At 70.5% G+C, this 24,186-nt stretch carries 24 protein-coding genes; 6 read left to right on the top strand and 18 right to left on the bottom strand.

Going from position 1 to position 24,186, the window contains the following annotated elements; genetic code table 11:
- Positions 1-182 precede the first annotated feature (182 nt).
- The 4 genes from ACPWUT_RS14315 to ACPWUT_RS14330 form a co-directional block, all read right to left on the bottom strand.
- The gene (locus ACPWUT_RS14315; RefSeq protein ID WP_284528885.1) at positions 183-1,484 is read right to left on the bottom strand and encodes an ABC transporter substrate-binding protein; all 1,302 of its coding nucleotides are present in this window, start codon (positions 1,482-1,484) and stop codon (positions 183-185) included.
- Positions 1,485-1,743: 259 nt separating this feature from the next.
- Complete coding sequence (locus ACPWUT_RS14320) at positions 1,744-2,820, bottom strand: glycoside hydrolase family 130 protein (protein ID WP_425838882.1); 1,077 nt, start codon at positions 2,818-2,820, stop codon at positions 1,744-1,746.
- Positions 2,821-2,871: 51 nt separating this feature from the next.
- Positions 2,872-3,789: a carbohydrate ABC transporter permease gene (locus ACPWUT_RS14325; RefSeq protein ID WP_425838885.1), complete on the bottom strand. Its 918-nt coding sequence runs from the start codon at positions 3,787-3,789 to the stop codon at positions 2,872-2,874.
- Positions 3,786-4,757: a carbohydrate ABC transporter permease gene (locus tag ACPWUT_RS14330; RefSeq protein ID WP_284528883.1), complete on the bottom strand. Its 972-nt coding sequence runs from the start codon at positions 4,755-4,757 to the stop codon at positions 3,786-3,788. The genes ACPWUT_RS14325 and ACPWUT_RS14330 overlap by 4 nt, the downstream gene beginning before the upstream one ends.
- A 278-nt stretch (positions 4,758-5,035) precedes the next feature.
- Here ACPWUT_RS14330 and ACPWUT_RS14335 point away from each other — a divergent pair, with 278 nt between their 5' ends.
- The 3 genes from ACPWUT_RS14335 to ACPWUT_RS14345 all read left to right on the top strand — a co-directional run bounded on the left by ACPWUT_RS14335 (position 5,036) and on the right by ACPWUT_RS14345 (position 8,304).
- Complete coding sequence (locus ACPWUT_RS14335; RefSeq protein WP_284528882.1) at positions 5,036-6,049, top strand: LacI family DNA-binding transcriptional regulator; 1,014 nt, start codon at positions 5,036-5,038, stop codon at positions 6,047-6,049.
- 19 nt (positions 6,050-6,068) lie between these two features.
- A complete protein-coding gene (locus ACPWUT_RS14340) occupies positions 6,069-6,833 on the top strand; it encodes an HAD-IIB family hydrolase (RefSeq protein ID WP_425842307.1) in 765 nt (254 codons plus the stop codon).
- 220 nt (positions 6,834-7,053) lie between these two features.
- A complete protein-coding gene (locus ACPWUT_RS14345; RefSeq protein WP_425838890.1) occupies positions 7,054-8,304 on the top strand; it encodes an MFS transporter in 1,251 nt (416 codons plus the stop codon).
- On the opposite strand, the gene ACPWUT_RS14350 is transcribed toward ACPWUT_RS14345, so the two are convergent.
- The 6 genes from ACPWUT_RS14350 to ACPWUT_RS14375 all read right to left on the bottom strand — a co-directional run bounded on the left by ACPWUT_RS14350 (position 8,273) and on the right by ACPWUT_RS14375 (position 12,864).
- The gene (locus tag ACPWUT_RS14350; protein WP_425838893.1) at positions 8,273-8,734 is read right to left on the bottom strand and encodes a hypothetical protein; all 462 of its coding nucleotides are present in this window, start codon (positions 8,732-8,734) and stop codon (positions 8,273-8,275) included. The genes ACPWUT_RS14345 and ACPWUT_RS14350 overlap by 32 nt on opposite strands.
- Positions 8,735-8,751: 17 nt before the next feature.
- Positions 8,752-9,489, bottom strand: a complete 738-nt coding sequence (locus ACPWUT_RS14355) for an SDR family oxidoreductase (protein WP_284528878.1) — start codon at positions 9,487-9,489, stop codon at positions 8,752-8,754.
- Between the two features lie 113 nt (positions 9,490-9,602).
- A complete protein-coding gene (locus ACPWUT_RS14360; RefSeq protein ID WP_425838898.1) occupies positions 9,603-10,583 on the bottom strand; it encodes an aldo/keto reductase in 981 nt (326 codons plus the stop codon).
- The gene (locus tag ACPWUT_RS14365; protein WP_425838901.1) at positions 10,580-11,089 is read right to left on the bottom strand and encodes a MerR family transcriptional regulator; all 510 of its coding nucleotides are present in this window, start codon (positions 11,087-11,089) and stop codon (positions 10,580-10,582) included. Before ACPWUT_RS14365 ends, ACPWUT_RS14360 begins: the two co-directional genes overlap by 4 nt.
- Positions 11,090-11,157: 68 nt before the next feature.
- Positions 11,158-11,874 carry an SDR family NAD(P)-dependent oxidoreductase gene (locus tag ACPWUT_RS14370; RefSeq protein ID WP_425838904.1) on the bottom strand — a complete coding sequence of 239 codons (717 nt, stop codon included), beginning with the start codon at positions 11,872-11,874 and terminating at the stop codon, positions 11,158-11,160.
- 153 nt (positions 11,875-12,027) lie between these two features.
- Positions 12,028-12,864 (bottom strand): sugar nucleotide-binding protein, encoded by an 837-nt coding sequence (locus ACPWUT_RS14375; protein ID WP_425838907.1) that lies wholly within the window; start codon positions 12,862-12,864, stop codon positions 12,028-12,030.
- Positions 12,865-12,929: 65 nt separating this feature from the next.
- Here ACPWUT_RS14375 and ACPWUT_RS14380 point away from each other — a divergent pair, with 65 nt between their 5' ends.
- The gene (locus ACPWUT_RS14380) at positions 12,930-13,187 is read left to right on the top strand and encodes an RNA-binding S4 domain-containing protein (RefSeq protein WP_425838910.1); all 258 of its coding nucleotides are present in this window, start codon (positions 12,930-12,932) and stop codon (positions 13,185-13,187) included.
- A gap of 22 nt (positions 13,188-13,209) precedes the next feature.
- Here the strand turns inward: ACPWUT_RS14380 and ACPWUT_RS14385 are convergent, their stop codons facing one another.
- The 3 genes from ACPWUT_RS14385 to ACPWUT_RS14395 all read right to left on the bottom strand — a co-directional run bounded on the left by ACPWUT_RS14385 (position 13,210) and on the right by ACPWUT_RS14395 (position 16,422).
- Positions 13,210-13,698 (bottom strand): FBP domain-containing protein, encoded by a 489-nt coding sequence (locus ACPWUT_RS14385; protein WP_425838913.1) that lies wholly within the window; start codon positions 13,696-13,698, stop codon positions 13,210-13,212.
- Between the two features lie 341 nt (positions 13,699-14,039).
- Positions 14,040-15,356, bottom strand: a complete 1,317-nt coding sequence (locus tag ACPWUT_RS14390) for an Nramp family divalent metal transporter (protein WP_425838916.1) — start codon at positions 15,354-15,356, stop codon at positions 14,040-14,042.
- 130 nt (positions 15,357-15,486) lie between these two features.
- The gene (locus tag ACPWUT_RS14395) at positions 15,487-16,422 is read right to left on the bottom strand and encodes a dihydrodipicolinate synthase family protein (RefSeq protein ID WP_284528870.1); all 936 of its coding nucleotides are present in this window, start codon (positions 16,420-16,422) and stop codon (positions 15,487-15,489) included.
- Between the two features lie 155 nt (positions 16,423-16,577).
- Here ACPWUT_RS14395 and ACPWUT_RS14400 point away from each other — a divergent pair, with 155 nt between their 5' ends.
- Both ACPWUT_RS14400 and ACPWUT_RS14405 read left to right on the top strand, forming a co-directional pair.
- Positions 16,578-17,591, top strand: a complete 1,014-nt coding sequence (locus tag ACPWUT_RS14400) for a LacI family DNA-binding transcriptional regulator (RefSeq protein ID WP_284528869.1) — start codon at positions 16,578-16,580, stop codon at positions 17,589-17,591.
- Positions 17,592-17,800: 209 nt separating this feature from the next.
- Positions 17,801-18,415 (top strand): dihydrofolate reductase family protein, encoded by a 615-nt coding sequence (locus tag ACPWUT_RS14405; RefSeq protein WP_425838920.1) that lies wholly within the window; start codon positions 17,801-17,803, stop codon positions 18,413-18,415.
- Here ACPWUT_RS14405 and ACPWUT_RS14410 read toward each other — a convergent pair.
- From ACPWUT_RS14410 to ACPWUT_RS14430, 5 genes are all read right to left on the bottom strand, one after another.
- Positions 18,385-19,668, bottom strand: a complete 1,284-nt coding sequence (locus ACPWUT_RS14410; RefSeq protein ID WP_425838923.1) for an ROK family protein — start codon at positions 19,666-19,668, stop codon at positions 18,385-18,387. The genes ACPWUT_RS14405 and ACPWUT_RS14410 overlap by 31 nt on opposite strands.
- 17 nt (positions 19,669-19,685) lie before the next feature.
- Complete coding sequence (locus ACPWUT_RS14415; RefSeq protein ID WP_425838926.1) at positions 19,686-21,113, bottom strand: glycoside hydrolase family 5 protein; 1,428 nt, start codon at positions 21,111-21,113, stop codon at positions 19,686-19,688.
- Positions 21,114-21,126: 13 nt separating this feature from the next.
- Positions 21,127-21,981 carry a carbohydrate ABC transporter permease gene (locus ACPWUT_RS14420; protein WP_425838929.1) on the bottom strand — a complete coding sequence of 285 codons (855 nt, stop codon included), beginning with the start codon at positions 21,979-21,981 and terminating at the stop codon, positions 21,127-21,129.
- Complete coding sequence (locus tag ACPWUT_RS14425) at positions 21,968-22,846, bottom strand: carbohydrate ABC transporter permease (protein ID WP_284528864.1); 879 nt, start codon at positions 22,844-22,846, stop codon at positions 21,968-21,970. Before ACPWUT_RS14425 ends, ACPWUT_RS14420 begins: the two co-directional genes overlap by 14 nt.
- A 73-nt stretch (positions 22,847-22,919) precedes the next feature.
- Positions 22,920-24,167 carry an extracellular solute-binding protein gene (locus ACPWUT_RS14430; RefSeq protein ID WP_425838934.1) on the bottom strand — a complete coding sequence of 416 codons (1,248 nt, stop codon included), beginning with the start codon at positions 24,165-24,167 and terminating at the stop codon, positions 22,920-22,922.
- Between the last annotated feature and the right edge of the window lie 19 nt (positions 24,168-24,186).

The following is a 24,186-nucleotide window of genomic DNA, read 5'->3' on the forward strand; positions in this document are numbered from 1 at the left end:
TGCCGACGGCGCTCCCACAGATCTGGGTCGCCGGAACATCTTCTGCGGTTGTCTGCGCACGGGCGGGCCCGGCGGGATCGGGATGCGGGAGGGATCTCGCCGGCCGGCGGTTCGGCACCGGCCGGCGAGACCTCGGGGGGGTGGTCAGCCCTGGGGCTGGGCGGGTCAGCCCTGGGGTGGGGTCAGCCCTGCGCGGCCAGTCCGTCGATCGTGTCCGCCGCGGTCTGCATGACCTCGGCGAGGTCGCCTTCACCGGACATCACGCCCTGACTCCAGGCATCGCGGAACGTCTGCCAGATCTCGACGGTGTTCGGGATGTTGGGCACGTCGACCGTCAGCGGCACCGAGAGCGAGAACGTCTCGAGCACGGGCTTCGACGCCAGGTAGTCCGCGGCGATCTCCGAGATGTCCGTGCGGATGGGGAACTGCCCGGTCGTCTCGAGGAGGGCGATGTCGTTGTCCGCGTTCATCGAGAACTTCACGAAGTCCCACGCGGTCTGCTTGTTCTCGCACGAGGTGTACAGGCCGACGTTCTTGGAGTCGCCGAAGGTGTAGGTCTGATCGGCGGCGGTTCCCTCCGCCGTGGGCAGCGGGACGATGCCGTAGTCGACCTTGCCGTCGAATGCACCGGCACCCCAGGGACCCGCGATGCCCATGGCGGAGACGCCGTCGGCGAAGGGGCCGGCCCAGGCGTCGCCGCTGTAGGCCTCCGCCGAGGCGTAGCCCTCGGCGTACAGCGTCTTCCAGAACTCGAGCGTCTCGAGTCCCTCATCGCTGGTGAACGCCGCCTTGTCGTCGACGACGAGCTGGGTCCCGCCGGAGTTGGCGAGGAAGAACGGGTAGAAGTCGAACAGCGAGTTCGTGTAGTCGCTCGATGCCGGCGGGTACAGCACGAAGTCCGTCGCGCCCGACTCCTTGATGGCCTTCGCCGCTGCGAGGACGTCGTCGTACGTGGCCAGCTGCGGGTTCTCGGCGTCCAGTCCGGCTTCGGCGAACGCGGTCTTGTTGTAGTAGAGCATGAACGGGTTGGCCTTCCAGGGGACCTGGTAGAGCCCGCCGTCCGGCGAGCGGAAGCCCTCCGCGGCATCTCCCGAGCGCTCGGCGATGAACGAATCGCCGTCCTCGAACGTCTCGGAGATGTTGACCAGGCCGCCCTGCTTCTGGAACGCGGGCACCGCTGCGGGTGCGGTGTTGTACACCAGGCAGGGGGTGTTGCCGGCGGTGATCGCCGCGGAGATCGCGTCCTCGGACGACTTGCCCGAGGGGATGGCCTCCGCGCTCACCTGCTCGTCCGGGTGCTCGGCGTTCCAGGCCTCGACGACGGCCTCGCCCCAGGCGATCTCCTGCTCGTTGGTGGAATACCAGATCTTGATCGGACCCGACGTGAGCTCGCTCGCCTCACCGGTCCCCGGGCTGGTCGCCCCGCACGCGGCCAGGGGCAGCGCGACGGCGACGAACATGACTGCAGCTGCGTAACGCTTCATTGCGCAGATCTCTCTTTCGTTGGGAAGTCGCCCACGGACTTCCGGCTGTGTTGGTCGGAGTGGACCGATGTCGTCGTCAGACGCGACCGGTCGGGATCCGGTGCTTGCGTGATCAGTAAACCGGTTCTTGTAGAACCTGTCAATGGTGACGGCAAGCACCTAGCCCTGAGCCGCGAGATGCGCGGAATTACGGGCTTCAGCTGTGCACACCGCGCCCGTCCGCCAACTAAACGAGTACTAAAGTTCTCGATCGACCCGCTCAGCGATCGGAGTGCACCAGTTCGGCGACGCCGATCGACGAGTCCGCCATGCCGTAGAACACGAAGTGACGGCCGGCGATCTCCTCGATCGCGGTCGGGAAGACGACGTTCCCGAGCGTGCCGCTCGTCTCTTCCGCCGTCTCCGGCGCCAGCAGGGGCTCAGGCGTGCGTGCGATCACCCGTCGCGGGTCCGACGCGTCGAGCAGGATCGCCCCCGCGGTGTACCGCGACCCATGGGCGAGCTCGAACCCCTTCGGCACCGGGCCGGAGACGCCGTGGTGAAGCAGCAGCCAGCCCTCGGGAACCCGGAGCGGTGCCGGTCCGGCGCCGATCTTGGCCTCTTCGTACGCCGCCTCCGGCGCGGCGATCATGGCGGAATGCTCGACGCGGGTCAGTGCACGCACGTCGCGCCGCGCGGCCTCGAGGTCGACGTAGCCGATCCAGATCGAGAGGCGCTCGTCGTCGATGCCGGCCGGCGTGCGGATCCCCTCTCCCGGCCGCAGCCAGTCGAGGTCCCACATGGGCCGGTGGAGGAGTGCGAGAGCAGGCCGCCCGTCGGGGCCGGCGACCGCCTCGGGGAAGAACACGATGTCCTTGTTCGCGAACAGATTGAGGTCGGAGTCGAGGTCGGGCTGGTAGGCGAAGTGGAGGGGGCCGAGGCGCCGCCATGCGACGGTGTCCTCCGAGACGGCGAGCGCCGGCTTCGGCCCCAGGGGCCCATACGCGATGTACGTCATCACGTGGATGCCGAGGGGCTCGACGTAGGTGATGCGCGGATCCTCGACGCCGCCGTTCAGGCGGCCGTGCTCCCAGCCCTGGTCCGGAGCGAGCACAACTCCGAGACGCTCCACGCCGACGGGCACGCCGTCTTCGATGATGACGCGAGCACGTGCGATACGGGACACGTTCCCCTTCGCGACGATGCGCGGGTAGAGGTAGAGCTCACCGTCGGGCCCCCACGCCGTGCCGGGGTTGAGCACTCCCTCCGCTTCGAAGGGCTCGTGGGGGTCTGCGGTCATGATCGTCGCGATGCGGTGCAGCTGGTACGGGACGGTGCGGATGTCGAGGTCAGTCATGTCGTTTCCTAGGTCGAACGGGGGGCGTCGAGGGCGCCGGCTCGGCGGGCGTCAGCCCTTGATGGCCGAGCCCAGGTTGGCGGAGGTGAAGGAGCGCTGGAACAGCAGGAACAGCACGACCACCGGCACCGCCAGCACGCAGGCGCCGGCGAGCACCGCGCCCATCGGGTTGGCGAGGAACGATCCGTTCGTCTGTGAGAAGTTCGCCAGGCTCACGGCGAGCGGCTGCATGGCCGCCTCCTTGGTCACGAGGAACGGCCAGAGGAACTCGTTCCACGGTCCGATGAAGGTGACGAGCATCGCGGTGAGAACCGCCGGTCGCACCAACGGCACTGCGATCGAGATCAGGATGCGCAGCTCGCCGGCGCCGTCGATGCGGGCCGCGTCGAAGATGTCGCGCGGGATCTGCAGGAAGTACTGACGGAAGATCAGGACGGCGACCGAGTTGATCGCGAACGGCAGGATCATGCCGAGGAACGTGTCGGCGAGGTCGAAGTAGCGCACGATCATCACGTAGAGCGGGATCATCAGCAGCTGGAACGGGATGGCCTGGACCAGCAGGACCATCGCGAAGACCACGCCGCGGCCGCGGAACGACAGGACGGCGAGCGCGTACCCGACCAGGAGGCCGAACACGAGGGTGCAGGCGACGACGCCCGCCGTCATGATGAAGGAGTTCAGGAGCGAGCGGAGCAGGTCGATCGACGCGTTGATCTCCGCGAAGTTGTCGAGCGTCAGGTTGCCGGGGAGGGGCAGGAGTCCCACGAGGCTGGTGTCACGTCTCTCCTGCAGCGCCCCCATGACCATGTAGTAGAAGGGGATGAGAGCGGCGAGGGCGCCGACGAGCAGCAGGGCGAACCGCAGCACCGGCAGGATGCCGCGCCGCACGCGTCGAGGGGATGCCGTCGCGGCGCCGCGCGCCTCGGCGGACGGGGGCGTCGATGTCTCGGCATCCGAGGTGATGGTCATTTGCTTCCCTCCGTGATCCGGCGCGACACGAGCGAGACGACCATGACCCCGACGACGAGGATCAGGCCGATGGCTGCGGCGATGTCGGGCTGTCCCTGCTGGATGCCCTTCTGGTACATGAGCAGCGCCGGCGTCATCGACGCGCCGTTGGGACCGCCGCCGGTGAGCAGGTACGGCTCGGTGAAGATCTGCCCGGTCGTGATGATCGAGAGGAGGACGACCAGTGAGGTCACCGGCCGCACGGCGGGCAGGGTCACCGAACGGAAGCGCTGCCAGCGACCGGCGCCGTCGAGCTGCGCCGCCTCGTGCAGCTCCGCGGGGACGTTCTGCAGCGCCGCGAGGTACAGGAGGATGTAGAACCCGAGGTTCTTCCACGTCACGTAGACGGCGATCAGCGGCATGATGAGAGCCGGATTCGCGAGCCACGAGGGTTCCGGCGCCAGCGAGCCCAGCAGGTTGTTCACGACGCCGTTGCCGTTGAACAGGAAGATCCAGACCGCGATGGTCGCGACGGACGCCGTCACATAGGGGATGTAGTACGACACCCGGAAGAACCCCTTCCAGTGCACCACCGCGTCCAGGCCCGACGACAGCAGCAGTCCGAGGACGACCGTCAGGGGCACGTTGATCACCAGGAACACGAGGAGGTTCAGGAACGACTGCCGCACGACCGGGTCGTCCAGCACGGCGGCGAAGTTGTCGAAGCCGACGAACGGGTGCGGCACCTCCACGCCGGGAGCGGTGAAGTAGAAGTCGTGGAACGCCATCCAGATCCCGTAGCCGAACGGGATCAGGAAGATCACGACGACGAACGCCACATACGGCGTGCTCAGCAGCAGGCCCAGGGGGTTCTCCCCGAGCCAGTGCTGAAGGCGTTGCTGCGGCGCCCGTCGAGGCGGGCGGGCCGTGCGCGGGGCCGTCGCCGCGGACGGGCTCGCCGTCGATGCCTGCACGTCGCTGCGCGCCATTGCGTACTCCTCGTCTCCTGAGCCGTCCGCCCGGCCATCGGGCCTGCTGATCCTGCGGGCGACACGGCTAGTAAACCGGTTTTGTTCGAACACGTCAATTTGATCGAGTGCGCGCCCTCACGACAGGGAAATCGTGGGCGATGGGATGGGCACGTCTCCTAAATCTCACCTAAACGCGCGCTATGATCGCGAGTGTGAAAGACGCAGCGAACGGCATCGTTCCCTCCGGGGGGCCTGGCCCCATCCGGCCCTCACGATCGGAGGCCCGGGAGCGACGGGTGACCATCGGCGATGTCGCCGCTCGGGCGAAGGTGTCCAAGAGCGCCGTGTCCTTCGTCTTCAACGGCCGCTCCGGTGTGGGCGAGGCCGCTCGTGATCGGATCCTGCAGGCAGCCGAGGAGCTCGGCTGGCGACCGGACGCACGGGCACGCGCACTCTCGCGCAGCCGTGCGCAGGCCTTCGGACTGGTGGTTCGTCGCGAGGCCGAGCTGCTCAGCACGGACCCGTTCTTCCCGCAGTTCGTCGCCGGCGTCGAGAGCGGCCTGTCCGAGGTGAAGTACGCGCTCGTCCTCCAGGTGGTCGACAACGAGCAGACCGAGCGCGACGCCTACGTGCGGTTCGCCCACGAGGCGCGGGTCGACGGGGTGTTCCTCACCGACCTCCGTATCGACGACGAGCGGCCTCGGGAACTCGATGAGCTGGGTCTTCCCTGCGTCATGGTGGGCCCCACGGAGGCCGGCTCCGACGCGAGCCGGTTGATCGGACTCGACGACGCCGCCGGGATCCGGCGGGCCGTCCGGCACCTGTACGCGCTCGGACACCGTCGGATAGCCCATGTCGCCGGATCCGACCGGTACGTGCACTCGGAGGCGCGCCGTCGCGCGTGGCTCGATGAGATGGACCAACTCGGGCTCGAGCCGGGACCCGTCGTCGACGCGGACTTCACCGGGGCGTCGGGGGCGCGCGCCACCCATGAGCTCCTCGATCTGGCCCGCCCCCCGAGCGCGATCGTGTACGCGAACGACCTGATGGCGATCGCGGGCATGTCCGCCGCGAACGACCGCGGCGTCCGCGTGCCGCACGATCTGTCCGTCGTCGGCTTCGACGACATCCCCCTCGCTCCGTACGTGGTGCCGCCGCTGACGACGGTGCGACAGGACGTCTTCGAGTGGGCGCGCGTCTGCGCGAAGACACTCGTCGCCATCGTGGAGGGCACGACGCCCGAGGTGCCGGCTCTGCCGCCCGTGGACTTCATCGTCCGCGGCAGCACCGGCCCCGCGAAGCAGCTGTGACCGTCGCGGAGTGAGCATCATGGCACCGCTGCGCCTCGTCGCCTTCGACCTGGACGACACCCTCGCCCCTTCGAAGTCGCAGATAGACCCCCGGATCGGCGAGCTCCTCGCCGCCCTCGTGCAGCGCGTGGAAGTCGCGATCATCTCGGGAGGCACGCTCGGGCAGTTCCGCGCGCAGGTCGTCGACCACCTCCCGCCCATCCCGGGCGCCGCCCTCGCCCACCTCCATCTGCTCCCCACCTGCGGAACGCAGTACTACCGGGTCGGTTCGGACGGCCCGGAGGAGGTGTACGCGAACCTGCTCGCCCCCGATCAGACGGCGCGCGCGCTCGCCGCTCTCGAGAGCGAGTCCCGGCGCCTGGGGCTCTGGGAGACCCACACCTGGGGACCCGTCCTCGAGGATCGGGGATCGCAGGTCACCTTCTCCGCACTCGGGCAGCACGCCCCCGTCGACGCGAAGAGCGCCTGGGACGTCGACGGACGCAAGAAGGACGAGCTGCGGCGAGCGGTGGCCGCCGTGCTGCCCGATCTCGAGGTGCGCTCGGGAGGCTCGACCTCGATCGACGTCACGGAGCGCGGGATCGACAAGGCCTACGGGATGCGTCGGCTCTCCGCAGCCACCGGCATACCGCTCGACGACATGCTGTTCGTCGGCGACCGCCTCGACGTGCACGGCAACGACTACCCGGTGCTCGCTCTCGGCGTCGCGTGTCAGGCCGTCGAGAACTGGGAGGACACCGCGCGGTTCCTGCAGGCGCTGATCCCGACGCTTCCGGCGCGCTGAGTGATGCACGCCGGCGGCGTCTCGTCACCCGCGGATGTTTACGACATCATGAAGGTGGGAGCGTCGGGAACCGGCTCGACCTCCGGTATCCTCGGCGCCCGGTCGCCGCGGGACGCCGCTGCCGAGTTCATCGAGGCCGCGCGTCGGGGCTTCAACGCCGCGACCGCCCGCCTCCCGGCTTCGTAGCACCCGTCCGAACGCCGCAAGAGGTCCCACCCGCGTGTACTCGCTCCTTCTCGCGATCATCTACTTCGCCTTCGTCAGCCTGAGGCTTCCGGACTCCCTCCTGGGTGCCGGGTGGCCCGTCATGCACCGGGATCTGGACGTCCCCATCGCCTTCGCCGGCCTGGTCGCCATGATCATCGCCGGTGGAACGATCCTCTCGAGCCTCGCGTCGGAACGCGTGACGCGCAGGTTCGGTGCGGGAGCAGTGACCGCGGTGAGCGTCGGGATGACCGCGGCCGCGCTTCTGGGCTTCTCCGCGTCCGGCTCATTCTGGATGCTGTGCGTGTGGGCGATCCCCTACGGCCTCGGTGCGGGCGCCGTCGACGCGGCGCTCAACAACTACGTCGCCGTGCACTACGCCGCGCGCCACATGAACTGGCTGCACGCGTGCTGGGGGCTCGGTGCCGCCGCGAGCCCGTTCATCATGAGCTACGCCCTGGCGGCGGAGCACGGCTGGTCCGGCGCGTACCTCGCCGTCGGCGCGGTGCAGGTCGCCCTGAGCGTCGCCCTGTTGATCAGCCTGCCCCTCTGGGGCAGGGTCAATCCGACGAAGCCGGACTCGGCCCATGAAGCCGCCGCACCGGGAGAGTCGGGGACCGGACGCCATGTGCGCCTGGTGGAGGCGATCCGCATCCCGGGCGTCGGGCTCATCCTGACCGCGTTCTTCGCCTACTGCGCTCTCGAGAGCACGGCGATCCTCTGGACGTCGTCCTATCTCGTCACGGACCGTGGCATCGACCCCGCCACGGCGGCGGCGTTCGCATCGCTCTTCCTCCTCGGCATCACCGCGGGGCGATTCCTGGCGGGCTTCGTCGCCGATCGGGTCGGCGACACCGTCATGATCCGCGGCGGTTTCATCGCGGCGGGCGCGGGGGTCCTCCTGCTCGCCCTCCCCCTGGAGGCCGACGCGCCCGCCCTCGCCGGGCTCGCGCTCCTCGGCCTCGGCTGCGCACCGATCTACCCGGCCATCATCCATTCCACCCCGGTCAACTTCGGCCGACGCAACTCCCAGGCCGTCATCGGCATCCAGATGGCTGCCGCCTACACGGGTTCGACGCTGGCACCGCCGCTGCTGGGTGCGCTCGCGGACGGCGCGGGGATGTGGGTCTTCCCGCCGTTCCTCGCCGGGCTCGTGATCCTCGGCCTCGTCATGTCGGAGATGCTCAACGCCCGAGTCCGCCGCGGACTCGCGTCGTCGAGCGAACTCGACGCGACTACCGACGCCCCTCACGACGCGGCGAGATGAAGAGCCCGACGCCGAGGAGCCCGGCCAGCGCGAGCACGGTGATCTGACCGATCTGGTCGGACACCGTCATGTGCGCCAGGTGCGTCACGTGGTAGGCGAAATGGAGCACGCCGAACGTGGTCCACGCGACTCCCAGCAAGCGGTAGCCCACCTGGGAGCGACAGATCAGTCCGAACACGCTCGCCAGTCCCAGCGCGAGGTACTGGGCGCCGTGGTCTCGGATCAGGTGCTCGTTGAAAGGTCCGTCCTGCGAGATCCACTCCCCCAGCACGGCGGGGAACGAGTCGTAGAACTCGCGAGGGAACACGTACGCCCAGATGCCGACGACCGCCGCGATGACGATCGAGCCGATCAGCGCGGCGAGTTGTACGGCACCGACGCGTGCGTCGGTGGGGGCGGGTGAGGGGCTCGGGAAGCGGCCGTTCGTCATCGCCGTCACGCTCCGCATCAGTGCGCGACGGGGATGTCGCGAAGCGGGAAGAGCACCGTTCCGACGCGATACGCGCCGCGGGGGACCATCGCATCGATGGTGCCCGCACTCTCGACGGTGACCACCGGACGGGGGTCTCCGGACGCAGCGAGGGTGCCGCGCAGCAGGTCGTCGAGGTGGAAGCGCTCGGGCCCCGCGATCTCCACCTCCCCCCGCGGCTGCGCCTCCAGCGTCACCTCGACGAGGAGCGCCACGAGCTCGTCCAGGTCGACCGGCTGGATGTAGTCCCGCGGCGCGAGGACGGTGCCGTCCACGGTGTGCTGGTCTGCGAGCACGCCGATGTAGCTCTGGAACTGGGTGGACCGGACGATCGTGTACGGGATCCCGCCTGCCTTGACCGCCCGCTCCTGCGCCACCTTCCCCAGGTAGTAGCCGACGTCCGAGGCATCGCCCTCGCCCACGCCCACGATCGACAGCAGGATGTGGTGGGTCACGCCGGCACGCAGGCCTTCCGTCGTCAACGTGCGGGTCGAGCCCTCGAAGAACCCGACCGCGCCGTCCTTGTCGAACCGACCGGTGTTCAGCACGTTGATGATGGTGTCGACGCCCTCGAGCGCCTCTGCGACACCCGTGCCGGCGAGGTAGTCCACCCCGTCGTCCAGTCCGCCCGAGACCACCTCGACTCCACGAGCCTCCAGGGCATCCGCCACCTTCGCGCCCACTCGACCACGCCCACCTGCGATGAGTACCTTCACCGTTCCGAACTCCTCTCGAGCCGGCTGTTCCGGCCCTCTGCAGAGACGACGACGCGTGAGAGGGAAGTGTGAGGCGGATCCGGATGCGCAGCGGCTCCCGACGGGCCGTGCGGTCAGCGGTCGACGCCGGCGGGGGCGTCGATGCCGTCGCGCGAGCCGACGATCTCCCCGTCGGGGAGCGCGGACCGCAGCCGCTCGCGCTCCGCCTCGGTGAGCAGGATGCCGGCGGCGGCCGCGTTCTCGTCGAGCCGCGCCCGGTGGCGCGTACCGGGGATCGGGACGACTCCTTCGGCCATCACCCAGGCCAGCGCGATCTGCGCGACGGTCGCATCGTGCTCGCGGGCGATCTCCTCGACGCGATCGACGAGGGCGCGGTTGGCCGCGAAGGCCTGCGGCTGGAAGCGCGGAAGCGTGCGCCGGGCGTCGTCGGGCGACAGGTCGTCGAGCGAGCGGATGCCGTCGGTGAGGGTGCCGCGGCCGAGCGGCGAGAAGGCGACGACGCCGATGCCCAACTCGTCCGCGGTGGCCTTCTCGTCGTTGCGGAGCATGTCGCGGGCGAACAGCGAGAACTCCGACTGCACCGCGGCGATGGGGTGCACCGCCTGCGCACGCCGTAGCGTGGGGGCCGAGGCCTCCGACAGGCCGATGTGCCGCACCTTTCCCTCCCTCACGAGCTCGGCCAGGCCGCCCACGCTCTCCTCGATGGGAACCTGCGGGTCCACCCGGTGCAGGTAGTAGAGGTCGATGACCTCCATGCCCAGGTGCCGCAGCGAGCGCTCGGCAGCCCTCCGGATGTACTCGGGGGTGCCGTTGCGGCCCAGGATCGTGCCGTCGTCGTCCATCTCGGCCGACGCCTTCGTGGCGATGGTCAGCTCGTCGCGGCGGTCTCCGATCGCGCGGGCGATGAGCTTCTCGTTCTCGAACGGCCCGTACGCCTCGGCCGTGTCGATGAACGTCACGCCGAGGTCGAGCGCATGGCGGAGGGTCGCGATCGCCTCGGTCTCGTCGGTGGGACCGTAGTACGCGCTCATGCCCATGGCGCCGAGTCCGATCGCCGACACCGACAGCCCGTCGCCCAGTCGTGCGCTCCTCACGAGCCGCTCCTCTCCCCGCGGCCGGAGTTCTCCCCGCGGCCAGAGCTCTCCCCGCGGCCAGGGCTCTCCCCGCTGCCAGGGCTCTCCCCGCTGCCAGAGGCGGAGCCGACGACCTCCTCGTACACCGCGATCTTCTTCTCCAGGGCGGCCAGGTGCCGCCGCGTGCGATCGAGCTCCTCGAGGATGCGCCGGCGGTGCGCCCTCAGCACCGTGAGGCGTTCGGCCTCGGTGCCGTCCGTGCGCGACAGCGCGGCGAGCGCACGCATGTCGGAGATCGGCATCCCCGTCTCGCGCAGCATGAGGATCGCTGCGATCCACGACAGACCATCAGTGCCGTAGCGACGCCGCCCCGCCGGGTCGCGGGGAGCGGCCTCGAGGAGCAGCCCCTCCCGCTCGTAGTAGCGCAGGGTGTCGACGCTCAGCCCGGTGAGGCGTGCGACCTCGCCGATCGTGAGGCCGCCGGCGGGCACGTCGGCCGCCGGCTCGGGAAGGGTGATCGCATTCACACCCCCATCCTGCGAGCTGGAGTGTGCTCCAGGTCAAGTCGGCGGGAATGTCGGCATCGCCGGGTGCGCTACGCCGGGAGCGTGAGCCCGGTGCGCTCCTCAAGGGCGGCCACGAGCGCGCGCTGGAAGCCCGGGTCGAGCGCCGCGGCGTGCGGGCGCTGCGTGACGCGGTGATGCCAGTAGCCGCCGGTCCGCGGCTCGATGTCGTCGGCCGTCGCGAGCCAGGTCTGGGTCAGGTGGCCGGCCTCCAGATCGTCGGGTGCTCCGGCGCCGCCCATGCGCGTCGGCACCCAGCCGGGGTCGACGGCGTGGCTGAGGGTGTCGGGCCAACGCTCCGCGAACGCCATGATCAGCGCCGTCACCCACAGCTTCGTGTCGCTGTACGAGGCGTTCCCCCGCGCCATCCGCGTGAGATCCGTGGAGCCGCCGCGGTGCATGCCGCTGCTGAGGGCGATGATCCGGGACGGCCGCGTCATCAGCGCCGTGAGCGCGAACGGGGCGACGATGTTCACCTCGATCATCCCGGCGGCGTCGAGGAGGCCGGCGTTGTGGATGACGGCGTCGAAGCGGCCGTGCTCCTCGGCCGCGGCCGCCACCTCGCGCACCTTGTCGAGGGATGACAGGTCGCCGACCACCGCACCCGCCCACGAGTGGCCCTCGGGCGGGGCCGGCAGACGGTCGGCGCGGCGGGCGTGGACGACCACGTCGTGCCCGTCGCGCGCCAGTTGTGCGGCGGCGTTCAGACCCAGTCCGCCCGCGGATCCCGTGACGAGAACAGATGCCATGGGTTCACGCTAGCCCGTGGCCGGGCGGGGACGGCCGTCCTCCGATGCGATCGACGTGCGAAAAGCAGGCTGGATCGTCGGTTCGGGGCTGGATCCGCCCGAAACGGCGGATCCAGCCTGCCGTTGCCACGGGATCGGCTGGTGCCGTCGCTGTCAGGGGCGACGGCCGAGCAGGTCGCGGTAGCCGCTGCGGTAGTCGGGGAACTCGAGCTCGCCCAGCACCGACCGCAGAAGGCGGCCGTCGAGCACGATCCCCTCGTGCCGCGCCGCGGCGCGGGGCGGGTGAGGGAGGCGCAGCTCGTCGGCGATGAACGCCACGACCTCGCCCAGGAGCGCGGGCGCGGAGTCCACCGCGTGGAGGACGGCGGGCGGGTCCGCCATCGTGAGGATGCGGTCGAGCGCTCGCGCGAGATCCGCCTCGTGAATGCGGTTGGTGCGACGGGAGTAGTCGACCTGCGCCCCGGTGCGGACCTGGCGCACGAGGTGCTCGCGTCCCGGCCCGTAGATGCCCGCCGGACGCACGACGACCGCCGCGAAGAGCTCCCTCGCCGCGGTCTCGCCCTCCCAGAGCTCCTGTCCGCGCGGCGACGACGGCTGCGGCCGGTGCGACTCGTCGACGGGCGCCGCACCCTTCCGCTCGAACACCCCGGTCGAGGAGACGAACACCGTCCGCGCCGGGACGGCGGGGAGCGCCGCGGCGACATGATCCAGCCATGTACGGTACCCCGGCGTGCCCTCGCGACCGGGAGGAAGGGTGATGACCATCGAGTCGACCGCGGGCAGCGCCGAGGGAAGCGGCGCATCGAGATCGTGCACGAGTGCGCGGAAGGCCGCCGGGAGGTCGCCCGCATGCCGTCGGACGCCGATCACCTCCTCCCCTCGCGCGGCGAGGCGGAGCCCCAGCCGGGTGGCCACCCGCCCGCAGCCGACGAGCAGCGTGCGCCCGGAGGCCCGGTCCGGTCGCGGCTCGGCTCCGCGCACATCGGTCATCGTGTCAGCCTACGAGCCCGCCGCCGGCTCGGATCGGCTCCGGCCCGGTGGCCTACCATTCGAGGGTGAGCACCCCGGCATCCAAAACCCCGGCATCCCCCGACTCGGCACCCATCGACGACATCTCGATCGGCGGCGACATGATCCGCCTCGGCCCGTTCCTGAAGTTCGCGGGCGTGCTCGACTCCGGCGGCGACGTGAAGGAGGCCATCATCGACGGCCTCGTGACGGTCAACGGCGAGGTCGACCGCCGCCGCGGGCGGCAGCTCCAGCTCGGCGACGTCGTCGAGTTCGAGGGACGCCGGGTGCGCGTCGCACCCTGACGCCCCCGAACCCTCGGACGCGTCAGCCGCGCAGCTCGCGGAGGAAGCCCTGCACGTGCTCCTGCAGCCGCAGGATGCGCAGGTCGCGCGCGGCCTCGCGGTCGTATCCCTCGTAGGCGAGCGGCGGCAGGCGCCGCACGTTCGCCGAGCACGCGAAGTTCGTGCAGATCAGCGTGCCGAGGACGTCGCCGCGGCGTCCGGCGGCACCGGCCTTGCGCGCCGCGAAGAACTGGACGTCGTTGCGGAGCGTGACGTCGTCGCACCAGGAGCACTGCGCCCGGGCGAGGGTGCGCTGCTCGGCCTGCTGCAGGAGGACGGCGACGGTGTCGCCCGCCTCGTCCTGAGCCACGACGTACGCGCGGCGCGGCATCTTCGGGTCGGACCACCCGAGGAAGTCGAGCGCGTCGACATCGAGGTCGTCGAAGCCGGCGGGAAGGGTGAGGGACGCGGCCTCCTTGCGGGAGGCGTTGAGGAACGACGCACGGATCGTGCGCTCGTCGACGGGGAGCATGATGGCTGCTTTCTGCCTCGGAAGAGGCGGGTGAGGCGGCGCACACCGGCGGATACCCGGGATACCGGGCAGCGTGGGCGCCGAGGAAGAGGAGACGACGGAAGAGCCGACGACCGGATCGGTGTCGGCAGGGGCGTCAGTCTGTGCCGCCGGCGCAGTGCGCGCCGGAGACCTCCTCCTGCACCTGCGAGGTGCGCCACACGGAAAGCATGCGACGAGTCTATGTCCGCTGCCTGGTATGTCGCACAGGCTGGGCGAATCGCCGGGCCGACATGAGAAGGACTGGTCGTGCCTGGGTGTTCTCACCGTCGGGGGCCGTTCCGTGCACGTCTCGTCCGAGCTCAGCCGCCGACGAGGCTCACGATGAGGCGGACCGACAGGGCGAGCACCGAGACCAGGCCCAGCACGCCGAAGGCGTTCTGCCACCACCGGTTGCGCAGCCGGCCCATGAGCTTCCGGTCATTGGCCATGACGAGGATCAGCGCGGCCAGGATCGGTGCGAACAGCACGGTCAGCGCCTGGGCGATGATGATGAGCTCGACCGGCGACGACCCGGCGAACACGATCGTGATGGTGAGCCCGAAGGCGAGGATGAACGCGCTCCCGAGCCGTGCGGTGCGGGTGTCGGCAGAGGCGCCCTTCCCCAGCGCGTCGGAGAGCATCGTGCCGCCCGCGATGCAGTTCGGGATCATCGACGAGAAGGCCGAGCCGAAGAATCCGAGCGCGAAGATCCAGGCTCCGACGGGGCCGGCGACCGGCTCGAAGATCTTCGCGAGCCCGCCGAAGGCGCCCGGCGCATCGGTGCCGGTGGCGTTCAGCACGGCGGCGGCCACGACGATCACGAGCGCGGTCATGACACCGGGCGCGATGATGCCCGGCACGGTGTCGACCATCGTGATGTCGCGGTAGTCCGCCTCGGTGCGACGACGCGCCTTGGTGCCGTAGGAGGTGTAGAACGCGGCGTTGATCGAGAAGTTGGTGCCCACGAGCCCGATGATGAGCAGCCACGCGCCGTCGGGGATGACGGGGATGAGGCCGGCCCCGGCGGCCGCCCAGTCCGGGTTCGACACGAAGGCCGAGACGATGAAGCTCACCGCCATGAGCGCGACGATCACGATGAGGATCTTCTCGACGATCCCGTAGATGCCCTTCAGCAGCAGGATCGACGCCACGGCGACGGTGCAGATGACGGTCCACATGACGGGCGAGGTGCCGGGGATGAGCATGGAGAGACCCACGCCCGAGCCGACGGCGTTGCCGACCGAGAAGCACAGGGTGATGAGGAAGACGCCGAAGCCGGCGACGACGCCGACCCAGCCGCCGAGGCGCTCCTTGATGGACGAGATGAGGGAGACGGGGGTGCGGATGCCCAGGCGCACGCTCATGTCGGTGAGGAAGATCATGAGGATCGTGGAGACGATGATGACCCAGATGAGCGCGTACCCGTAGAGGGCGCCCGCGTTCATGGCGGTCGTCAGGTTGCCGGGGCCGAACTGCCAGGCGCCGGCGACGAAGGCCGGCCCGATGAGCGCGAGCTGGCGCCAGAGGGTGCGGCGCGTCTTCCGCGACTCGACGATGTTGCGCACCGTCTCAGTATCGATGCGGCCGTGGCCGGTGCCCGGGGTTGCGGGCGGTCGGGAGGTGACGTGTTCGTTCATTTCGTGTTGCTCTCCTTCGAGGAGGGCGGCCACTGGCCGCTCGGTCTTCATTGACGACGAGGGGATGCCGCATCGGCGCGACGAGGAGGATGCCCGCGGCGGCGGCGTGGTCGCCGCCGCGGGCAGGCGGTCACGCCGAGACGGTGACCGGTGCGAGCTCGGCCGACCGGAACGCGGCGGCGATCTCGGCCGACGCGCCGTCGGGCAGCGGCAGCAGGGGCGTGCGCACGGTGGCGTGGTCGAGGATCCCGCGGTTGACGAGACCCCACTTGAGCGCGACCGTGCCCTCCATGTGCGAGCCGCGGTGGTAGACCGCCTTCGTCACGGGGAGCAGCTTCTCGTGGATGGCGTGGGCGGCGGCGTAGTCCTTCCGCTTCCCGGCCTCGATCAGCTCGACGAGCGCCTCGGGGGCGATGTTCCCGTAGCCGACGAGGAGGCCGTCGACGTCGAACATCGTCGGGAGCAGGTACTCGTCGTGGCACGAGAGGACCTGCAGCTCGGGGTACGCCGCACGCAGGGCGGGGATCTCGGTGTACCACCGCTTCATGTTCCGCACGCCGTTCTTCGTGTGGTTGACGCCCTCCTGGCCGGCGATCTCCAGCTGCGTGTCGAGGTCGTACGACGCCTTCGTGTTGTCCGGGTACTGGAACAGGATCTCCTCGAGGCCCGACTCCTCCCAGATGGCGCGGTAGCGGGTCTGCGGCGCGCCGGGCTGGAAGCCGAAGCGGAGCCACCCGTGCGAGGGGTAGACCAGGGCGCCGACGGCGCCGGCGTCCGCGGCGGCCTTCGCCTCGAGGGCGGCCGTCTTGTTCCCCTCCTTCGTGATGCCGGCGATGATCGGCAGCCGGCCCTCGACCGAGTCCCGGAAGGCGCGGATCACGTCGAGTTGCTCGGGCTCGGTGAGGAAGGTGCCCTCGCCGGCGTGGCCGAGCACGACGAGGCTCTTCACGCCGTCGATCGAGCCGAGCCAGGAGCCCAGGCGCTGGATGGCGGCGAAGTCGACCTCGCCGTCCTCGGTGAAGGGGGTGACGGGGGCGGGGTTCAGGCCGCGGAGGTCGAGGACCATGATGTTCTCCTTGCGTTTCACGTCGATGTAGAAACGTTCACAATAACGTTTGCAGGAACGTTTGCACGACGAGTATGCACGCGAGCCGCGCCGCGTGTCAAGAGCTCGATTGCAAACGTTCCCGAGCCGCCTAGACTCGGCAGGGAGGAGGAGCGATGGCCGAACGTCAGACCGTCACGCTGCGCGATGTCGCAGACGCGGCGGGCGTCAGCATCTCGACGGTGAGTCGCGTGCTCGACGAGCGCATCCCGTCGTCGCGCACGGCGACGGCGCAGAAGGTGCGCGACACCGCCGACCGGCTCGGCTATCGGCGCAACATGTACGCGTCCAGCCTGCGGCGGGGCGCGACGGCGACGATCGGCGTGCTCGTCCCCCGGCTGACCGATGCGGTGATGGCCCTGATGTTCGAGGCGATCGAGCGCACGGCGCGGCGCCAGGGCTACTTCGCCGTGGTCGCGACGTGCGGCGACGACCCCGCCGAGGAGCGCCGCGCCACCGAGACCCTCCTCGACCGGGGCCTCGACGGCCTCATCCTCGCGACCGCCCGCCTCGACGACGACCTCCCCGCCTCGCTCCGGGCCCGCGGCATCCCGCACGTCCTGGCACTGCGCACCGACCGGGTCAGCCCCTCGTCGCTCGGCGACGACGAGGCCGGAGGCTACATGGCCGTGCGGCACCTCATCGATCTCGGGCACCGCGAGATCGCCCTCGTCAACGGGCCCCTGTTCACCTCCACCGGCGTCGACCGCCACGCGGGCGCCCTCCGCGCGCTCGGCGAAGCCGGGTTGACGGTGCCCGACGAGCGCATCGTCTGGGCCGGCTACGGCGTGGACCACGGCGTCGAGGCCGGCCGTCAGCTGCTGACCGACCCCCGGCGACGGCCGACGGCGATCTTCGCGGCGAACGACAACCTGGCGATCGGGGTGGTGAGCGCGGCGCTGTCCCTCGGCATCCGCGTCGCCCGCGACCTCTCCGTCGTCGGCTACAACGACATCCCGCTCGCCTCGCGCCTGCCCACGCCGATGACGAGCGTCCACACGCCGTTCGACCAGATCGCCGCGTCGGCGATCGAGCTGCTGCTCGACGGCGCCGCCACCTCGGAGCCGCGCCGAGCGCTCCCCACCCTCATCCCCCGCGCGTCGACCGCCCGGCCCGGCCAGCCGCGCTGACAGGGCACGGCCGCCCGCCGATGGGCGCCGTCGCGGATCCCGTCCATCCCGGATTCGGAGAATCGTCGCGGATTCGGAGGATTCGGCCGGGCGGGTCCGATTCGGACGCGATCATCCGAATCCGCGACCCGGCGGTGGTGCGACGCCGGCCTCGTGCGGCGTCGGCGGCGTGCGATACGGTGCGTGGGAATCCCACGGAAGGGGCGGCGATGGCGGACACCACCTGCCACATGTCCATCTCGCTCGACGGCTTCGTCGCCGGGCCGTCGCAGTCGCCGGAGGACCCGCTCGGCCGACGGGGGCTGGAGCTGCACCGGTGGCACCTGGGCGATCCACGGGCGACGGAGGCGGATGCCGAGGCGTCCGCGTGGCTCGGGCGACCGCGCGGCGCGTACGTGATGGGCCGCAACATGTTCGGCCCGATCCGCGGCGCGTGGGACGACCGGTGGCGCGGATGGTGGGGCGATGAGCCGCCGTATCACGCGCCCGTGTTCGTGCTCACCCACCACGAGCGCGCGTCGATCGAGATGGCGGGCGGCACCACCTTCCACTTCGTGACCGACGGATTCGACGCCGCCTACGCACGAGCGCTCGACGCGGCGGGCGACCGCGGCGTCGACATCGCCGGCGGCGCATCGACCGTGCGGCAGGCTCTCGCGGCCGGGGTGATCGACGAGCTCACCCTCGACATCGCGCCCGTGCTCCTCGGATCGGGCGAGCGCATCTTCGACGGCGAGACGTTCGACTTCGAGCCGGTCGAGGTGCTGCCCTCCGTGCTGGCCACGCACATCCGCTACCGGCGGGTCGTTCCCCCGGCCACCTGATCCACTGAGCGCCCCTGGTCTACTGAGCGCCCCTGGTCCACTGAGCGGCCCTGGGCGATGAGCTGCTCGATCGGCATGAGGGCGGATCCGAGCGCGACGGTGTCGCCGCCGAAGGTGGCCGGGACGATGTCGAACTGCTCGGACAGCCGGCGGAGGCTGCGGGCACGGGTCGCGGCGAGCACGTCGTCGGCGTGGCGCTCCATGAGCCGCAGACCCACCCAGCCGCCGATCACGATGCGCTGCGGGTTGAGGAGATTGACCATGCTGCCGAGCGCCGCGCCGAGCGCGTCGACGGCTCCCGCCACCACCCGGGCAGCCGCCTCGTCGCCCGAGACGGCCGCGTCGAGGAGCGCGCCGAGCGCGGTCCAGCCGCTGCCCTCGAACTGCCCGCCGGCTGCGCGCCAGGCGCCGAGCACCGCATCCGCCCCGACGTAGGCCTCGACGCAGCCGCGGTCGCCGCAGCGGCACACCTCCCCGTCGAAGCGGATCTTGGTGTGCCCCCACTCGGTGGCGCTGCTGAACGCGCCGTGCGCGAGCTGCCCGTCGCTGATCACGCCGAGTCCGACCCCTCGGCCGAGCAGGGCGACGAGCGCGTGTGCAGACCCACGCGCGGCGCCGAACCACAGCTCTGCCCGCGCCTGGGTCTTCGCGCCGTTCTCGGCGAACACCGGGAGGTCGCCGGCGAGATCGGTGGGGATGGTGTGCGCCTCCCAGCCGAGCGATTGGGCGTACAGGGTCTGGGTGCCGTCCGGCGACGTCTCCACGACGCCGGGAAGACCCAGGCCGATCCCCAGCACCTTCGGCCAGCGCTCGAGATTGCGCACCCGCAGGGCCTCCAGCGCCTCGCGCAGGTCGCGGTGGATGTCGTCGGGCGACTCCTGGCGGGCGCCGCCGCGGAACTCGCGGTCGACGGGGTTGAGGCCGAGATCGAACAGCTCGACCGCGACGCCGCGCTCGCCGACGTCGGCGCCGACGGCGAAGGCGCCGTCGAGGCGCGGTCCGATGATGGCGATGGGGCGGCCTCCGCGGGAGGCACGGCTGCCGTACTCGGCCACGAGGCCCGCCGCCAGCAGCTCGGTGACGATGTTGGCGGCCGCGGCCGTGGACAGCCCGCAGTGCCGGGCGACGTCGGCACGGGTGGTCTCGCGCTCGCGGATGATGAACTGGAGCGCCGCCGAGCGGTTGCGCTGGCGCAGGTCGGTGACGGTCAGCGACTCCGCCGCGACGAGGTGGCGGCCGCCGGGTGAGCTCATCCTCCGAAGGTATCCGGTCATGGTCCCACGGTCACAGCGCGCACGACGACCGGGGCGAGCGCCGTCAGCAGGAGCGCCCCGTCCGCGCGCCGCACCTCGATCGCACCGGGCTCGTCGGCGTCGACCGTCCAGGTGACAGGCCCCTCGGCGAGGGCATACCGCAGGGTGTCGCCGGCCGCGAGGCGGCTGCCCGGCACCTCGAGGTCGGCGTAGGGCGCTCCCGACGGGCGATCCCACACGGCGTCCGGGACCGGCGCCGTCGTGGTGTCGGCGATGGCCGCCTCGTCGCCCCGGGCACCGGCCCACCCGGGGAGGGTGAGGGGGGCCCGGGCGAAGAGGGCGTCGAGCACCGGCTCCCGCACGTCGCAGCGGTCCGCGGCCATCGCCGCCAGGTAGTCGTCGAGGATCGTCCACGCCCGGTCGCCGTCGAGGCCGGCAGCCGGGTCGGCGATGAGCTCCCATCCGGCCGGGGTGCGGATCGACAGCGGAGAGGTGCGCGTGTCGAGCTTCTTCCACGGCCAGAAGTTCCAGCCGATGTCGTGCCGCTCGTACAGCCGGGTGGCGGCGTAGATCCAGGCGGGCGTGTTCTCGCCGCCCTCCCCCATGTAGATCGGGGTGCGCAGCGCCTCGCGCGCGGCGAGGTAGGGGGCGATGCTCGTGCGGTCGGGCGCGCACCAGTAGCGATGGAACTGCAGCGCCTGGTTGGCGTCGAAACGGTCCGCCAGCGGCTGCCAGTTGGTCGCCCAGTGGCTGCCCTCGTACATCAGCAGGTGGCGGTCGTCGATCGCGCGGATCGCGTCGGTGAGGTCGCGGTACAGCGCGACCAGCTCGCCCTCGTAACGGTGCTGCCACGCGTTGGGCAGCGGCTCGTTCAGCAGGTCGTAGCCCAGCACGGCGGGCTCGTCGCGGTAGCGGCGCGCCAGCTCCTCCCACAGCGCGATCGTGCGGTCGCGGTACCCGCGTTCCATGAACAGCTCGGGCATGCCCCGGGGCGAGTCGTCGATGTTGGTCCCCGTCTGGCCGCCCGGCGCGCCGTGCAGGTCCAGCAGCACGCGCAGGCCGTGCGCGCGCGACCAGCGCACCGCACGGTCGACGAGCTCGAACCCGCGCTCCAGGAACGTCCTGTCATCGGCCTGGAGCACCCGTGCGTTCAGCGGCAGGCGCACATGGTCGAAGCCCTGCGCGGCGATCAGCGCGATGTCGTGCTCGGTGACGAAGCCGTCCTGGAACCGGCGCCAGAACTGGCCCGCGCGGTCCGCGCCGACCAGCGCCTCGATGCGCGCCTCGATCTGGCGCGGCGAGGCCAGCGCGTCGCCGAACCGCCACATGTATCCCTCGGGGAGGAGCCAGTTGCCGAGTCCGACTCCGCGCAGCAGGATCGGGCCCTGGTCGTCGACGAGCTGCGTGCCCTCGGCATGGACGAAGCCGGTGCGGGTCGTGGTCATCGGGGGGCGTTCCTCACTTGAGTCCGGAGAGGGCGAAGCCCTGCACGATGTAGCGCTGGAAGACGACGAAGACGACGAGGATCGGCACGACCATGAGGGTGGAGGCCGCCATCTGCAGCGCGGGGTTGGTGGCGATCTGCTGGTTCAGCAGCGACAGGCCGACCGAGAGGGTGTAGAGCCGCTGGTCATTCGCGATGATGAGGGGCCAGAGGAAGCTGTTCCACCCGGCGATGAAGGTCAGCACCACCTGGACGGCGAGGATCGGCCCCGACATGGGCAGCACGATGCGCAGGAAGATCCGCCACTCCCCCGCCCCGTCCATCCGCGCGGCCTCGATGACCTCGTCGGGGATCGTCGTCATGAACTGGCGGAACAGGAACACGCTGAACCCCGAGACGAGCATCGGCAGCGCGATCCCGATCAGGGTGTTGGTGAGGTCCAGCCCGTTGAGGATCAGGTAGCTCGGGATCATCGTGACCTGCCCGGGGATCATCATCGTGACGAGCACCAGGAAGAACAGCACGTCGCGCCCGGGGAAGGAGAACTTGGCGAAGCCGTATCCGGCGGCCGCCATGAGCAGCAGCCCGACCATGCAGATCGCCACGATGAGCAGCGTGTTGACGAGGTAGCGGCCGAAATCGAGCTTCGTGAAGAGCTCGACGAAGAACTCGAAGGTCGGCTCCTGCGGGAGCAGCTGCGGCGGATAGGCCACCGACTCGCTGCGCGGCTTGACCGAGCCGAAGATCATCCACAGGAAGGGGAAGGCGGTGAGCAGGGCCCCCACGGCGAGGAGCGCGCCGAGCACGACGGTGCCGGGACGCACCCGCGAACGCGCGCGCCGGCGACGGACGGGATCAGTAGTCGACATCGGACCTCCGCGCGCGCAGCTGCACCACGGTGACGACCGCGATGATGACGAAGAGGACGACGGATCCGGCGCTCGCGTAGCCGAACTGACTCGCCGAGAACCCCTTCTGGTACAGGAAGAGGGAGATCGACGTGGACGCGCCGAGCGGTCCGCCCTTGGTGAGGACGAACGGCTCGTCGAAGAACTGGAGCCACGCGATGATCGTCGTGATGGTGACGAAGAACAGGGCGAACCGCAGGAGCGGGAGCACGATCGAGACGATCTGCCGCACCCGGGAGGCGCCGTCGATCGATGCCGCCTCCAGGTACTCCTTCGGCACGCCCTGGAGGGCGGCGAGAAGGATGATGACGTTGAGGCCGATGCCCCGCCACACCGCCACCCAGACCACCGAGAACTTCACCACCACCGGGTCGGACAGCCACGGCACCGGGGGCAGCCCGACGAGGGAGAGCAGGTGGTTGAAGAGGCCGAACTGGGTGTTGAAGAGGTAGCCCCACACGAGTGCGACGGCGACGATCGCGGTGATCGCGGGAACGAAGTAGAACGAGCGCAGCGCGCGGAAGAAGCGCCCCTGCGAGGCGTTCAGGCCGAGCGCGATGAGCAGCGACAGCCCCACGACGGCCGGGACGCCGACCACGGCGAACAGCGCGGTGTTGCCCATCGCCTGCCAGAACGCGCGGTCGGCGAACAGCGCGGCGTAGTTGTCGGCTCCGATGAAGCGGATCCGGGACCAGTCGCCGAGGCCGGCGAGATTCATGTCGGTGAGGCTCACCACCATCGCGACCGCGATGGGCAGCACCCCGAAGGTGATCAGCAGCAGCATCGCCGGCGTGATGAAGGCGTAGCCGGTGAGTCGGGTCTTCATGGCCCTCCGTGGGCTCGGTCGCGACGACGGGCGGGCAGGCGGGGCGCGGTGGTGGCCGCGCCCCGCCGTCGGGTCAGTTGACCGAGGTGCCGCTCGTCGCCTGGAAGAGGGCGTCCAGCGTCTGGTCGCGGTCGGCGCCGGTGAGCACGATGCTGTTCAGCGCGTCCAGCAGCGCCTTGCCGGTCTCGCCGTCCCAGTTCGGGACGAGCGGAAGGAGCCGGGCATCGGCCAGCTGCTGCGAGTAGACCTCGACGAGCGGATCTGCGGCGAGAGCGGGATCGGACAGCGCCGCCTTCACCGTGGGGAGCTGGCCGTCGGACTCGAACCACGAGACCTGGGTCTCGGGAGCCGACAGGAAGTCGAGGAGCTCGAGCGCCCCCTCCTCGTTCTTCGTGGAGCCCCAGACGCCGAGGTTGGAGCCGGCGAGCAGGGAGGTGCCGGCCGCCGCGGTCGGCAGCGTCGTCACCGTCCACTTCCCCTCGAGCTCGGGTGCGGCATCGGCGATGGCGCCGGCCAGGTACGGTCCGCTGACGAGCATCGGCGCAGCGCCCGAGACGAAGCCCTGCGTCTGGTCGAAGTCGCTGTTGGTGGGCACGCTGCCGTCGGCGTAGAGGCCCGTGTACAGGTCGACGGCCTGCTGGAACTCCGGGGTGTCGAAATCGACCATCCCGTCGCCGTCGACGATCTCGCCGCCCTGGTCCCAGGTCATGACCACCGGGAGCGCGCTGTCCCACTGCGGGATGTAGTAGCCGTACTGGCCATCCCCGCGGGCCGCGAGGGTCTTGGCGTCGGCGCGCAGCTCCTCCCACGTCGCCGGCGGTGCGTCGATGCCCGCCTCGGCGAGGATGTCGGTCCGCGTGAACAGCACGCGCGTGTCGGACACCCACGGCAGCGAGACGACCTTTCCGCCGATCGCGGTCGCCTCGCCGGCGACGCCGTCGAGGAAGTTGCCGGCCGCGAGGTTCGGGTAGTCGGCCACGGTGTCGGCGCCGAGCTCGAGCAGGGCGCCGCTGTCGGCGAAGGTGCGCAGCTTCGAGACGCCGATCTGCAGCACGTCGGGGCCCTCGCCCGAGGCGACGGCGGTGGTGAACTTCTGGTCGATCGCGTCCCACGGCACGGCGACCGTCTCGACGTCGACCCCCGACTCCTCCTCGAACGGCGCCACGAGGGCGTCGAAGTTCTCGGAGCTGTCGCCCATGATCCAGACGGTCAGGCTGCCCGGATCGGCTGTCTCGCCCGCCGGTTCCGACGTGGTGCAGCCGGCGAGCGCCAGTGCGCCCACCGCGATCAGCGCGGGTGCCGCCATGCGGATGCTCTTCATTGAGGTTTCCTTCCCGGAA

Source organism: Microbacterium sp. PA5, assembly GCF_049860775.1.
In the GTDB taxonomy this organism is placed as follows: Bacteria; Actinomycetota; Actinomycetes; order Actinomycetales; family Microbacteriaceae; genus Microbacterium.